General features: G+C 59.6%; 9 protein-coding genes. 6 read left to right on the forward strand and 3 right to left on the reverse strand.

Annotated features, from left to right (window positions below; all coding sequences use genetic code 11):
* The first annotated feature begins 212 nt into the window (after positions 1 to 212).
* From ACNJYD_RS32630 to ACNJYD_RS32640, 3 genes are read left to right on the forward strand one after another with little or no spacing between them, the layout of a single operon-like run.
* Positions 213 to 1,064, forward strand: a complete 852-nt coding sequence (locus ACNJYD_RS32630; RefSeq protein ID WP_439367541.1) for a YqaJ viral recombinase family protein — start codon at positions 213 to 215, stop codon at positions 1,062 to 1,064.
* The gene (locus tag ACNJYD_RS32635) at positions 1,048 to 2,193 is read left to right on the forward strand and encodes an ERF family protein (protein ID WP_439364437.1); all 1,146 of its coding nucleotides are present in this window, start codon (positions 1,048 to 1,050) and stop codon (positions 2,191 to 2,193) included. Before ACNJYD_RS32630 ends, ACNJYD_RS32635 begins: the two co-directional genes overlap by 17 nt.
* Positions 2,190 to 2,765, forward strand: a complete 576-nt coding sequence (locus tag ACNJYD_RS32640) for a hypothetical protein (RefSeq protein WP_439364438.1) — start codon at positions 2,190 to 2,192, stop codon at positions 2,763 to 2,765. Before ACNJYD_RS32635 ends, ACNJYD_RS32640 begins: the two co-directional genes overlap by 4 nt.
* A gap of 2,435 nt (positions 2,766 to 5,200) precedes the next feature.
* Here the strand turns inward: ACNJYD_RS32640 and fcl are convergent.
* From fcl to ACNJYD_RS32655, 3 genes are all read right to left on the reverse strand, one after another.
* Entirely contained in the window at positions 5,201 to 6,142 is a 942-nt protein-coding gene (fcl, locus tag ACNJYD_RS32645; RefSeq protein ID WP_439364439.1) for a GDP-L-fucose synthase, read from the reverse strand.
* Positions 6,118 to 7,194 (reverse strand): GDP-mannose 4,6-dehydratase, encoded by a 1,077-nt coding sequence (gmd, locus tag ACNJYD_RS32650; RefSeq protein ID WP_439364440.1) that lies wholly within the window; start codon positions 7,192 to 7,194, stop codon positions 6,118 to 6,120. Before gmd ends, fcl begins: the two co-directional genes overlap by 25 nt.
* Positions 7,195 to 7,980: 786 nt before the next feature.
* Positions 7,981 to 8,808, reverse strand: coding sequence for an ABC transporter substrate-binding protein (locus ACNJYD_RS32655; protein WP_439364441.1), 828 nt, complete (start codon positions 8,806 to 8,808; stop codon positions 7,981 to 7,983).
* 545 nt (positions 8,809 to 9,353) lie between these two features.
* Between ACNJYD_RS32655 and ACNJYD_RS32660 the strand changes: the two genes are divergently transcribed.
* The 3 genes from ACNJYD_RS32660 to ACNJYD_RS32670 all read left to right on the forward strand — a co-directional run bounded on the left by ACNJYD_RS32660 (position 9,354) and on the right by ACNJYD_RS32670 (position 13,720).
* Complete coding sequence (locus tag ACNJYD_RS32660) at positions 9,354 to 10,721, forward strand: undecaprenyl-phosphate glucose phosphotransferase (RefSeq protein ID WP_439364442.1); 1,368 nt, start codon at positions 9,354 to 9,356, stop codon at positions 10,719 to 10,721.
* 29 nt (positions 10,722 to 10,750) lie between these two features.
* Positions 10,751 to 11,713: an NAD-dependent epimerase/dehydratase family protein gene (locus ACNJYD_RS32665; RefSeq protein ID WP_439364443.1), complete on the forward strand. Its 963-nt coding sequence runs from the start codon at positions 10,751 to 10,753 to the stop codon at positions 11,711 to 11,713.
* 561 nt (positions 11,714 to 12,274) lie between these two features.
* Positions 12,275 to 13,720: a hypothetical protein gene (locus ACNJYD_RS32670; protein WP_439364444.1), complete on the forward strand. Its 1,446-nt coding sequence runs from the start codon at positions 12,275 to 12,277 to the stop codon at positions 13,718 to 13,720.
* Positions 13,721 to 13,755 lie beyond the last annotated feature (35 nt).

Raw genomic sequence — 13,755 nt, forward strand, 5'->3', positions numbered from 1 at the left:
GAAAGCTCGCTCCAACCTCCTGACACATCAAGGTTTTTCCGGCCAAAAGAACAGCAAATTCGCTGCAGAAAGGACTGGCATTCCCGCGCAAAAGGAGCGTTAATCATCGGACCGGCCTTTCGGCCCTTGGCCCCGGTCTCTCCCTCGCAGTGGCGGGGGTTTTGGTGGTGCGGCGGCAAGCCGCGTCAGCCAAGGAGAGACCGGTGACCACGATTGCAACCGACGGCGCCGAGGCGCCCCGCTCCGTCATCACGTTGAACCGCCACGACCGCCGCGCCTTCATTGGCGGCTCGGACGCGCGCATCATCATGGGCCACGACCAGGACGCGCTCCTTCGCCTGTGGCGGGAAAAGCGCGGCGAGATCGCGCCGCAAGATTTGACCCGCAACCTGGTGGTTCAGCTCGGCCTCGCCACCGAAGCGCTCAACCGCGCCTGGTACCAGGCCGCCACTGGGCACGCGATCACCGACATCCAGAAGCGGGTGCGGCATTCCGTCCACGGCTGGATGGCGGCCACGCTGGACGGCATCGTCGAGCAGACCGGCGCGGTATTCGAGGCCAAGTTCATGCTGCCCTGGGGCTTTACCGAAGAGGCCGCGGCCGAGAAGCACATGGCGCAGCTGCAGCACAACATGTGGGTGGTCGCGGCGCGCGCGGCCGTGCTCTCGATCATCACCGGCGGCGGCAAATGGATCGAAATCACCGTGCATGCCGACCCGCTCTACCAGCACCTGTTGCTGACTGCGGAGAAGAAGTTTTGGCGCTGCGTGCAGAGCGGCGAGCCGCCGCGGCTGTTTGGCATCGAGACCCCACGGCCGCGGCTCCCCGCCGTCAAGGTCGTCGACATGAGCGCGTCCAATGTCTGGGCCGAATGTGCGGCGATCTACCTGCGCACCCGCGAGGCCCATGCCGAGCACGAGCTGGCCAAGGCCGAGCTCAAGAAGCTGCTGCCGGAGGATGCCAAGGAGGCGTTTGGCCATGGCGTTCGCGCCAAGCGCTCCAAAGCCGGCGCGATCAGTTTTGATCCGGTTGAGATGGAGGCCGTCCATGCACCAGGCCAGTGAGCATATCGGCGCGATCGCGGCGGCGCTGGCCCGCGCCCAAGCCGAGCTGACCAACCCGGAAAAGACCCTGACCGCTCAAATCCGCTCGCCGTTCCTGCGCGATGACGACCGCACCTTTCGCTACGCCTCGCTGGCGAGCGGCCTCGACATCGTGCGCAAGACCTTGAGCCAGCAGGAGATCGCCACCATCCAGACCACCCGGGTCGAAGAAACCAGCGGCCACATCCACCTCACCACCCTGCTCGCCCATTCCTCCGGCGAGTGGATCTCCTCGGACTGGCCGGTCTGCGCCGCCCGGGACATCGAGGCGCCGCAGCGCATGGGGGCGGCGTTGACCTACGCCCGACGCTACGCCCTGTTCGCGCTGGTTGGGATTGCCGGCGAGGATGATCTGGACGCCCCGGATACGGCCGCGGGTCCCCCGGCACCTCCCAACCTCAGGGCCGCGCCCGGCAAGGGCGCGCTCAACCGTGCGCCGGTGCTGCGGCCGGGCGAGTCCGCCGCACTCCGGGAGCAGCTGTTGCGCCAGCTCGAGGCGCTGCCCGCCAGCACCGATCTGCTCGGCTGGGCCAGGGCGAGCCTGCCGCTCAAGAACAGCCTGCAGGAGCCGGATGCCCGGCGCGTCGAGGCAGCCTATCAGGCCAAGCTTGAGGACGCGGCCCGGACTCAGGCCGAGCAACCCGCCGTCCTGGATGGCGCCCCACCCCTGCCGGCGGCGTCTGCTGCGGACACCGAGGCCGCGCTGCAGCCCGCGCGCGCCGAGGCTGGGCTCGCTCATCCCAAGGAGCCGCCGCGCAAGCGCAGCAAGGCACACCTGCTGTTTGTCCGGGAGCAACCCTGCCTGGTGTGCCGGCAAACGCCATGCGATGCCCATCATCTGACATTCGCCCAGCCGCGGGCGCTCGGGCGCAAGGTCAGCGATGAGTTCACGGTGCCGCTGTGCCGCGTCCATCACGAGGAGCTGCATCGGCATGGCAACGAGCGGGCGTGGTGGGCCAACCTGCAGATCGCCCCACTGCCGCTCGCGCAGGAGCTGTGGGCGGCGAGCCCGGCGCACGGTGGGGCCGACAGCGCGGCCGGCGCCGCCGCCGTCCTCGCCAACCTGGGCGCGGAGGCCGCATCCCGATGAACGGCCCGTTCCAAACCGCATGCGAACTGACCGCCACGGCACTCCCGGCCGAGTTTGCGGCCTTGGCGCCGCCGCCCCTGCTGCTGCCCGGCGAACATCTCGACCATTACCACGCGCTGCGCCAGGCCGTCTTTGCCGACCTTGCGCCCCGCTCCGCCATCGAGTGGCTGCTCGCCATCGATGTGGCCGAGCTGTCCTGGGAGATCCAGCGCTACCGCATGCTGCGGCACAAATTGCTCGAGACCTATCGCCAAAAGGCGATCGCAGCGGCGCTGCGGCACATCGACATGGTCGGGATCGATCCCGACTTCGAACCCCGGGCGGAATACTACACGCAGCAAAATGCCCTGAGCTGGCGCATTGACCCGATTGCTGCGACCGAGATCGAGGCGCGGCTTGCCGCCTATGGCTTCGATCAAGACGCCGTCACAACGGAAGTCTACGTCCAGGCGCGCGAGGTCCTGGTCCTGTTCGACGGCTTGCTCAACGCCGCACAAACCAAACGGATGTTGCTCCTCCGCGAGATCAGAAACCAACACCTCGGAAGTGGACCGATACGCCGGCCGCGGTGAAAGATCCGATCGCCGAGCCCTCAATGTGGCCATGTGCTCAATGATAGCTTCATCGCGACCGCTGAGGTCCGAAGCGAGGTGCGAAGCAACAGCAGTAGCATCGCACCCGCAATCTTCGGCTCCGCCTGATCAATGAGGCTGTTGCTTGCGCAGTTTCCGGGGCATCTGCCAGCATTTCCAGCCGATGCGCGGCTTCCCGCACTTCCTCCGGCTCAGGTCGGTCGCCCGGCTCGCCCTGCCAGTACAGCGCCACGCTGCTCGTCGACAGCGATGACACCTCTTTCGCTGCTTGCACCGCTGCAATTGCCTCATGCAGCCCCGTTTTTCAACTGGTAGGCATGCATTCTCGTTGGTCTCGCTCGCTCGTGATCACTTTTGAACGGTGCAGCTAACCGCTTCGCCTCAGTCGGGCCAGGATAATACGGCGAAGCGAGCCGGAGGGTTTCATGAGTAACGTCCACAGTCACCGTCCTCGCCGAATTGCAACTGGTGTCGGAGCCAGCGAAACCGGCGCACTCACCGATAAATGCGCCACGCACGTGCGCCAAGACCAACGGCCCTCGTTTACTTGAAGACTTCTAGGCCAAGTCGCGAAAGCGGAGCGCCGCGCCGAATGTGAGCCTGCACTTCAGTCCACACGTACTACTTCGGGCGCCTGGGCCCGTCTGCTGCCGAGCAAATGGGCTGCGTCCTCACCTATGAGAGAGACACCGGGTGCCTTGACGAGAGTGGACCGCCGCCCTGAGGGAGTGGACATTAACTATCTGCTAACCGTGCTGGATGTAGGTTCCCGGAAGCGGAACATGTATCTCGTCACCGCTTATTGAGACGAGAACATGCATTTTAATCCCACCCTTTCAGTGATCGCGCTGTCGTTGGTCACTGCATCCTGTGCGAGCGCGCCCACTCAACTCACACATACCGTTGCCTGGGATGGACTTGGCCGCGACCCCAACCTGCCCACCACACAGAGGCGAGCGCCGACGCATGTCGAAGACAAGCACCCTGAAGACCCAACCTACCAACGTGAGAAGGTGCTAGCAACGTTGCGACCTTACTCTGAAGCATGGTGGGCGGTGCGTGATGAGATTGACGCAGCCAATGATCGGCGACTGAACTCGAAGCTGGCAATTTGCAAAGGCTGTGTAGTACGTCACGACGTCACCAGTTCGGTACCCTGAGAGGAACGTGCGGAAAGTGAACAGTTAGCTTGTGGGTCGCTTTCGGCCGCCATCGACGCTGTTCTCGAAATCGGCAATCAGGCGTAATCTCGGTGTAATCGGCGACACGCCTCACCTATAACGGAAACCGCTTGAAGGCTCGTGATGCAGAGGATCAAGCACTTGCGAAGTAATATTTGAACGAATTTGCCTCATGGTGACGGTGCTCTGAGAGGCCGCGCACCAGGCCGACGCCTTAGCCCAAGCCTAAGTACTGAAGTGACGAACGAAGCCATGCCGAGCACCGGCTGGTACGGATGTCGGAGCCGTTTGGGGGTCAATTGAGCATCCTTGATGGGATGACGCCCGCGCCCAGCTGTGACACGGCCCGTGGTCAAGCGACTGAACGGGGGGCAAATCCTCCCATTTTCCGGTCAAGAATTTCTCAAGGTGTCTCTTAAGGCGGATCGCTCGATCTGGATCGGCGCTGTGGCAACATGATACGTAATCCTGGCCATAATGACTGATAACGCGTCGAAAGTTGGAAGGTGGCCACCTACCTCTTTGGCGACGGCGCCAGCCTACGCTGCCGCGTCGTCAACATGTACGAACAAGGGCAATAATCGAGCTTTCAGGAAGCATTACGTAGACTCCTCATTCTAACTGGTGCTCGAGAAACCGTATTCCGAAGTTGCCGCCTTGTCGGGTGATGCGACAATCTTATCGGAGTCGGTTCGGCCCAGCGCAGTTTGCGCAAGTGGGGCTAAGTTGATTCTTGATGACAATCTAGGGTATTTGCCTAATTCTTGCTCAGGAGAGCCGGGTTGGGGGAGGGGATGGAGCTGTTTAGAGCCGAAAAGGTTGGCGAAATCGAAAGCCGGCCAAATAGAACGTGTAGATTCTGCGGAAGAACGCTCCGCCTGCTAAAGGTCGTGCATTTCCCAGATCGGGAAAAGACCCTGCGCTCATTTGAATGCGAGTGCGGCGACCGCACATGGGACGATTAAATCTCACGTGTTTTTCATTTTGCGCTTTAGACGCATTCAGAGAAAACTTTGCTTATGACTAATTGGCGACGATGAGCTGGGAAGCTACTCAACTTTATGATCTTCACGCGAAGGGAGAGAAGCAGGGAGCGCGGCCGGCGCCCGTGCTCGCGCCGACGCGGCAAACGCCGTCGAGAAAATACGACTATCGAAGGCTCGATCGCCTTCGACGTGACACGCCTTCAAGGTGCAATAGGACAGCTTGCTTTAAGCAGGAGTAACCGCGCTATCATCCAAGCGACAGATATGCCGCGTACGCCTGCTTCAGACCGTCCGCGAGGGAGGTCTTCGCGCGCCAACCGAGCTCTTCGAGACGGCTGACATCGAGTAGCTTGCGCGGCGTGCCGTCTGGCCTCGAGGTGTCAAACGCGATCTCACCGTTGTAACCTACGATGTCTGCGACGAGTTGGGCGAACTCAGCAATGGCAATGTCCTTTCCGGTACCGATGTTGACCAGCTCGGCGCCGGAATAGGTCTTCATCAGGTGCACGCAGGCATCCGCCATGTCGTCGACATAGAGGAACTCGCGCCGCGGCGTGCCCGTGCCCCAGACCACGACGTTCTTCGCACCTGATAGTTTCGCCTCGTGGAAGCGACGAATGAGCGCGGCGACGACGTGGCTCAATTCGGGGTGATAATTGTCGCCCGGGCCGTAGAGATTGGTCGGCATCACGCTGATGAAGTCGCATCCATACTGGCTGCGATAGGCCTCCGCCATCTTGATGCCGGCGATCTTGGCGATCGCATAGGGCTCGTTGGTCGGCTCCAGCGGACCGGTGAGCATCGAGTCCTCGCGCAAGGGCTGCTGCGCCAGTTTTGGATAGATGCAGGACGAGCCGAGGAACATCAGCTTCTCGGCACCATTGATGTGCGCGGCCTGGATCACGTTCGCCGTGATCGCGATATTGTCGTAGATGAACTCGGCGCGCAGCGTGCTGTTGGCGACGATGCCGCCGACTTTTGCTGCCGCCATAAAGATCACCTGCGGCCGCATCTGCGCGAACCAGCCGAACACGGCCGCCTGGTTGCGGAGATCGACCTCGCGCCGGTCCAGCGTGACGAGCCTCACGTCCTCCCGTTGAAGCCGGCGCACGAGCGCGCTGCCGACCATGCCGCGATGGCCGGCGACGTAAACGCTTCTGCCCTTCAGCTCAAATGGCGCGCTTGCCATGGGGCTGCGTCCCGTTTCGCCTCGGCAAGGTCGCTCGCCACCATCTCCTCGACGAGTTGAGCGAAGCTCCGCTTCGGCTTCCAGCCGAGCACCTGACGCGCCTTACTGGCGTCGCCGATGAGAAGATCGACCTCGGTCGGTCGAAAGTAGGTCGAATCGATCCTGACGACGGTCTTGCCGCTCGCCGCATCGACGCCTGTCTCCTCGACTCCCTCGCCCCGCCATTGGATGCGGCGGCCGACCTGCGCGAACGCCAGTTCGACCATCTCCCGCACCGAGCGCGTCTCGCCGGTGGCGAGCACGAAATCGTCAGGCTTGTCGGCTTGAAGGATCATATGCATGCCCTCGACATAGTCGCGCGCGTGCCCCCAGTCGCGCTTGGCCGAGAGGTTACCGAGATAGAGCGTATCCTCGAGACCGACCTCGATGCGGGCGACGCCGCGGGTGATCTTGCGGGTCACGAACGTCTCGCCGCGGATCGGGCTCTCGTGGTTGAACAGGATGCCGTTGGACGCGAACATGCCGTAGGCTTCGCGGTAGTTCACCGTGATCCAGTAGCCGTAGAGCTTGGCTACGCCGTAGGGCGAGCGCGGATAGAACGGCGTAGTTTCCTTTTGCGGGATTTCCTGCACCAAGCCATAGAGTTCGGAAGTGGAGGCCTGGTAGAACCGCGTCTCCTTCTCCATGCCGAGGATACGGATCGCCTCCAGAAGCCGCAGCACGCCAATCGCATCCGCGTTCGCGGTATATTCAGGACTCTCGAAGCTGACCGCAACATGGCTCTGCGCGGCGAGATTGTAGATCTCGGTCGGCCTGATGTTCTGTACCAGACGGATCAGGTTGGTCGAGTCCGTCATATCACCATAGTGCATCAGGAACGGAACCTCGCCGACGTGCGGGTCCTGGTACAGATGGTCAACGCGGGCCGTGTTGAACGAGGACGAGCGTCGCTTGATGCCGTGCACGACATAGCCGAGCGACAGCAAATATTCGGCCAGATAGGCACCATCTTGGCCAGTCACACCGGTGATAAGAGCGACCGGCTTGCTCATAGGCTGTCCGAGGTCATCAGAATGTGCCGAATCGCGCACACGCACGCAATCACCAATCGATGTTTTCTTCGAAAGCGTTGCTTCGCTTATCGAGCCTTAGCAGTTCACCCTCAAGCCGCGGTGCTCTGGCATTGGGAGAAGAACGCTTCGATATTGTGCAGTCGCACATCTTCCTTGGTCTGCCAAGGCTGCAGAGATCTGCAACCCTCAACAAATTCTCTCTCGCACTAGCCTTTGCGCTTGACGACTAGAGAAAGGAACTTCTCTAGGCCAAATCATGCGGGCGGTAAAGTAAGAGCGTGTGCGCGTAAGGAGGCCGGGTTGCTAATACGCCCGACGCAACACCGGACCGACTGACGCGCAGACCCGGTCCATGTACCAGCCATAGGGCGTCTCGACCCGCACCAACGGGCAACGGCGCGAGGGCACGTAGCGATACGGGTATGGTTGCGCCCAGAACGTAGCAGGCGTCGCTAGGCTCTCGCCCGTCAGCAGGGCGGCCGGCACTGGCATTTGCATCGCAGCGCTGGCTCCGCTGATTGCGCATAGAGAAACGGTCGCGGCCAATAGTCCAGCTCGCATCGATGTCTTAAGCATCCCAAAGCTCCTCGCCTCGGCGGATTTCAGCCGTCGTCAAATCCTACAGCGCCAACGTCACGGAGCCACCCCGCGACTGGCCCAAAGAGTGAACCAGATGTACCAAGGCCACGGGGCGAAAAGCAACCGATGCCGGGGGGGGGGAGCCCATTCTTAGTCAATATGGCGCAGGAGTGTGGCTTCTCGGTCCTATTTCTCAACGCCCAAGACGCCGGGGGCGGCTAGGTCAGGTGAACGGCGGTACGCATCCCGCAAGAACCGGTAGTTGACCGTCTGAGCCATAGGCACATCTTCCTCGCCGAGCTTCGCAAAAATGAGGATATCCCGCAGCGTCCGCCAGCGACTTTCGTCGTAATCGCCAATGCGGCCGCCCGTCGGCAACACCAGCTCGCGCTGCAGCTGTAGGTCGTATCTCAGCCGCTCGGGGTTCAGGCCGGCCGGGCCGGTGCCAGCGAGAACGGGCACGCTCTTTGCATAGTCAGCATAAACGAATTGCCAACCTCGAATGAGGCCTTGGAGGACATCGGCAATCACGGACGGCTGGTCGAGGATGAGATCATTGCTCGCAAAATAGACTTGGCCGGGGACATGGATGCCGTAGTCCTGCGGTTTGATGATGTTCAGCTTCACAGAGGTCGAGGGATCGGGCTGCTCGTCAATAGCAGCAACTATCGCGTCCACCTCCCCCGCCCGCAGTGCTTCGAAGCTATCGCGGTCTCGGACCTCGGTTATATGGCTTCGGGAAAGCCCGAGCTGCGCCATCATGGCGTCGAAAACGACGCCCCCCTCGCTCGCTCTACGGTATCCAATTCTTTTTCCGATCAGATCCCCCGGCCGCCGCAAGCCTGAGCTTTCGAGCGTGAAGATCGCGGCCGAGGTATCAAGCAAGCTTGCAGCGAAGGCAGTTACGGGCACGCCGCGCCAGCTTGCCAGCAGGAAGTTTTGGCTGCTCGTCACGCCAATGGCACTTTGGCGTGCAATGGTTTGGACGAAGTCAGGGTCTTCGGGCTGAGCCAAGACCTCAACGCGGGAGGAAAAATAGCCCCCCCTCGATGCAGCGAGTTCGCCGGCAAATCGAGCACTATATCGCCCGTCAAGGAGGAGCTTGACTGGCACAGCTTTAGAAGCTGTCGGCGTTCGTATGGGGGTCGCTTCAGGACGAAGAAGGAGAAGCAGGATACCCACCAAAGCGATGGCCCCAAGACCAATAGCAAGGTACCGCCTCCCTTTCCGTCGGGTCCGCTTCCGGTCCTGGGTTGGCAACAAGAACTCCTAACGGTCTGTAAATTTGACATATCACTTGAGGCGAGATGAGCTACAATCCGCCTTGGGGGTAAGGTTAATTTTTCCTTTACCTGGTTTTAACAGCGCTTTTGACCGATAGCACGGCTTATTCGGGTAATAAATTCCGCGTCAATGGATTTCGCAGCATGACAATTATTACTACTCGACCACTGCCCGTTCCTGATTCTGCGACGGAAATTCCCGTGGCCGAGCAAACTGCTTCACCATCTACAAGCTTTTCGCCAAGCTGGCTACGCCCTGAGGTTGTTGAATACTCAATGGCCGTAGTTGATGCAGCGTTAATCGTGGTCAGTGGGATTGGCTGCGCGGTCGGCTATCTCTTGTCGACCGCGGGTTTCGTCGGCAAAGCAGACGTGTATGCGGCGGCTAGTGTCTTGGTTGCAGTCAATTTTGTTCTTCTGAACGTAGTGCAGCAGGGCTATCGACTCCGAACCATCACGGACCTGCCACGCACATTGCGAATGACAACCGCGACGTGGACCGCTCTGTTCGGTGCGCTGCTAGCGATCGCCTTCACAATGAAGGTCAGCGAAGAGTTCTCCCGAGGAAGCACGATCTCGTTCTACCTGGTCGGCCTTGCCACCCTGGTCGCCTGGAAGACCGTGGCGGCGCGGTGGACTGCGAATTCCTTGCGCACCGGCGCCTTCGCCAACGGGAGGGCGATTATGATCGCCGAGTTCGGCCTTGCCACCTCGTCCAACGCGATCGACGACCTCGGCCAGCACGGCTATCGCTTGATGCGAATCATGGAAATTCCTGCAAGGCAGCTGGCGTCGCCGCTATTGCTCTCCTCGCTCGTACCGCGCTTCGAAGAGCTCATCGTCTATGCGCGTGAGAACCGGATCGAGCACATCTTCCTGCTGATGAACTGGAGCCGGCAGCATGCGATCGACAGCATTCTGGACGCGCTGAAGATCCTGCCGCTCCCGGTGCATCTGGTGCCGGACGCGACCACGGCGCGCTTTTTGCGCTACCCGCTTTTCGGCACCGGCAACACCTTCACCGCTGAACTGCGTCGCGCCCCGCTGGCCCCTAGCGAGCGCGCGCTCAAGCGCACGCTCGACGTCATCGGCGCGAGCCTTGGGTTGCTGGTGTTCGCGCCGGTGATGCTGGTGACCGCGATCTTGATCAAGCTGACCTCGAAGGGCCCCGTGTTCTTCCGCCAATCCCGCCACGGCTTCGGTGGGCGCGCGTTCAGGATATTCAAATTCCGCACCATGCGCGTGCTCGAGGACGGCCCAACGATCACGCAGGCGCAGAAGAACGACCCTCGTGTCACGCTGATTGGCAAATGGCTACGCAAGACCTCGATCGATGAGCTGCCGCAGCTCTTCAACGTGCTCAAGGGCGACATGTCGCTGGTCGGTCCCCGCCCGCACGCCGCCGCCCACAACACCGAATATGAGCAGATCATCGGCAACTACGCCTTCCGCCACCACGTCAAGCCCGGCATCACCGGTTGGGCGCAAGTTAATGGTTACCGCGGAGAAATCCGCGCGATCGAGCTTATGCAGAAGAGAGTCGAGCTCGACATCTGGTATATCAATAACTGGACCGTCAGACTTGATCTTAAGATTCTGCTTCTGACTGTAGCCACAAGTTTGCGCGATCCGAATGCATATTGAAGGCAAGAGATTTCGAGGCTGAGGGAGTAATGGAAAAAAGCATTTTGATCTTTGGCGGCTCCGGTTTCGTCGGAACCCATCTGCTGCGTCGATTACGACAGACCTCTACAGCCAAAATTGTGAGCGTCGACTTGCGAGCGCCTGCGATGCCTGTCTCTGGCGTCGAGTACAAGATCGGCGATGTACGCGACCTCAGCAACTTTGGCGCGTCCGGCGAGATAACAACCATCTACAACCTGGCCGCAATACACCGCACGCCTGGGCACCCCGACCACGAATATTATGAGACCAACGTCGGCGGAGCTGTAGAGATCGCTGCACTGGCCAGACGCAATCACGTGCCGCAGATCGTCTTCACAAGTTCGATCTCCGTGTACGGCCCTGGTGAAGATACCAAGCTGGAAGACACCCCCCCTGCACCGAGCTCCAGTTACGGCAGGTCAAAACTCCTAGCGGAACAGGTGTTTCAAGGATGGATGACAGAACGCGATGATCGAAAGTTAGTCATTACTCGACCAGCAGTCGTTTTCGGAGTAGGAGAAAACGGGAATTTTACTCGACTCGCTACTCTGCTGCAAAAGGGTTTTTTTGTTTATCCAGGGCGACGCGACACGATCAAGGGCTGTTTCTATGTCGAAGACCTGATCAATGCGATCGAATTTGCTCGTTCGTGCCCGGAGCGTTTCGTCTTGTTCAATGCGTGTTACCCAGATCGCTATACGATTGAGGACATCGTTACGGCATTCCGGACTACTCACTTTCCGAATGCGCGAGAGCTTCTGCTTCCCGAAGCTGCGGTGAAAGCTGCAGCGGCGATTCTCAAGCCGTTCTCGGCGGTCGGCGTTGGCATTCATCCTGATCGCGTGATGAAGCTCGTCAAGTCTACCAATGTCGTTCCTGGTTGGCTGCAATCCAAGGGTCAAGCGCCACTCGGGCAACTCCAATCAGCCCTGTTGCGTTGGCGAAACGATTCGTCTGGATGCTTCACCTAGTGCCGCGACATGGGTCTGTGTGAATTGTTCGGACAGGTGAACAGGCCGGTCAAGATTTTGATCATCGAGAGGTCGGTTGATGGGGGCGCATCTTTTGTGTTTAGCACGTTCGGTGTTTACGTTTGCGACTAGTAATTTGACAGAGGCAGGTGTTTGAGCCTTGCTGACGCACTCTCGTCGTTACGCGCAGCGGCACTTTGAAGGCGGCGCGGGAGCAAGCTATTCATGGATGAATGCGGTCGGTCGAACCGGAATTCACTTATCCATAGGCCGAAAGGCCATGCTTCACGAGGACAAAAACATTCATCCTGCTACTTCACATGCTTGGAACATCGCAACACAAAGAGCAAAGACACTTAGCCTGCGAAACCCGATTATACGGTGAGTTGCGCCTCTGATATCGACCGAAGGTTACTGCATCCTCTCTTCTCGCATGAGTAACGAAGCATAAGTAACGAGCTTTTTTCAGACGAGCGAATTCATCACGGTCCAACTTGTTTGAGGCGAGCCGCAGCGATGGCCTCCTCCGGCTGCTGTAGAACGAAAAACTCGAGTAAGCATTTGCAAATCGACGACAGTTTTTTTGCGGACGTTGTCCAGGCCGGCGGGTGGGACTGCTCATCTGTTTGTTGCCACGACGAGCATCTCACTCGTTTCGAAAGTCTGCTTGCCCAGGCAGATTCTATCAAACCGAAGATCGTGCGATCTGCCTTGGCCGAGAGTGCGCGCGCAGCCAGATTAAGGAGCGCCCCTGTCACTTCGCAACAACGTACTATTGCCGAAGTATCCGCGGGTGTTAGCGCCGTGATGCTTCTCGCATACGTGGTTTGGATAATAGCGCGTGCACAAGCGAGCGGCGTCAAAAAACTGTATTTTCTTGCGCGTGACGGCCAGATCTTACTGAAGATGGCTCGTAAGATCATAAGACACTCTGGATTGGACCTAGACGCAAGATATTTGTTTGTTTCTCGTCAAAGCTTGCACCTTCCCGGAATCCAGGACCTTTCCGAGGACGACATCAAGTCACTGGGGTTTCACACCGATCAAACCGTCGGCGAAATTTTATCGAGGCTTGGTCTGAGCGGTGATCCTACTGTTCTGAAGCTGCTGGCCGATGCTGGTTTCAACTCCCCGTTGGCCAAGCTAACGGCTCAACAAATCTCCGATCTTGCATCCACATTGAGATCCCGCCATCTGGAACATGTGATCAGGAACGCAACACGTCAACGAGCGGTGCTCGTCGATTATCTAAGGCAAGAAGGATTCTTCACCGAGGAAAAGATCGGCATCGTCGATTTGGGCTGGAAAGGCGGTCTACAGCGGTCTCTATACGCTGCAGTACAGTCGCACGATCCAACTTTCGTCAACCGCGTTCACGGGTTTTATTACCGGCTGCTCAGCCGCCCCGCCGGCGTGGGCACTCTTGAGTCCTACGTCAAAGAGGGGCGCGCAGCATCGCTGGCTCCCTTTATACGCGCCTCACTGTTCGAAGCGATCTGCGCCGCGCAGCACGGGACGACCATTTCCCATGAGAGAGAAGCAAATGGCACCGCCCGGCCAGTCCGTGCTCCGTACGCGGAGAATGATCCGGCGAGCGTCTGGGGAGTTGGACTACAGCACGATATCATTAAGGCATTCACAGACGAAGTATTGGCTCATTTGGGCATAGCGGGTCAGAACATCTTGGGATTGGGCTCAGACCTGACAGAAGCCTCCTTTCTCGTTCTTCGTGCCTTCATTAGCCACCCGACTCGGAAAGAAGCTGAGGCGATGGGCTCATTCCCCCACGCACCCAGCCAGTTTCATCGTGAGTTTTCGGAAATCGCTCCTCGCCTTCGACTCGACCAGTTGCCCTTGGCCCTCACAAGCAAGAATAACACAGTTGTATCTGAGTGGATCGAAGGATCGATAGCCCGCAGCTTTCCGGGCCCGATTGCTTCGCTTCTACTTGCGGTTCTTGCACCGATCAGGCGATCGCCCCTTTATCCCAGCAACAAACGCCTTTGAACGAGCTTAGCAGTCCCTCAGCCAAAAACGTTAGC

Source organism: Bradyrhizobium sp. SPXBL-02 (assembly GCF_051853065.1).
In the GTDB taxonomy this organism is placed as follows: Bacteria; Pseudomonadota; Alphaproteobacteria; order Rhizobiales; family Xanthobacteraceae; genus Bradyrhizobium.